Below are 316 nucleotides of genomic sequence, written 5' to 3' on the forward strand. Positions count from 1 at the left end.
ATGTTAAAGATTATTGTTAAAGATGGTGAAAACATCGAGAGAGCTTTAAAACGCTACAAAAGAAAGCATAGAAATATTAAAGTAATGCAAAATTTAAGAGAAGGGCAGTATTTTACAAAACCTTCTGTTAAGAGACGTCGTGAAATCCAGAAAGCGGCTTATATCCAAACTTTAAGAGACCAAGAGGATATATAAGTATATCTTTCTAAAATAATATTATGAAATCCCATTCGCTAAAAGCAAATGGGATTTTTTATTGTAAGCTTTTTAACTATTAAGCTACAAACTATCTATTATGGTACTGTATCTATTTGTT

General features: G+C 29.1%; 1 protein-coding gene. It reads left to right on the forward strand.

Going from position 1 to position 316, the window contains the following annotated elements; all coding sequences use genetic code 11:
• The coding region (gene rpsU, locus H4O21_RS28820; protein ID WP_130964771.1) for a 30S ribosomal protein S21 at positions 1–195 on the forward strand (195 nt) is incomplete at its 5' end.
• Between the last annotated feature and the right edge of the window lie 121 nt (positions 196–316).

The organism is Oceanospirillum sediminis (assembly GCF_014164585.1).
Classification (GTDB): Bacteria; Pseudomonadota; Gammaproteobacteria; order Pseudomonadales; family Halomonadaceae; genus Oceanospirillum; species Oceanospirillum sediminis.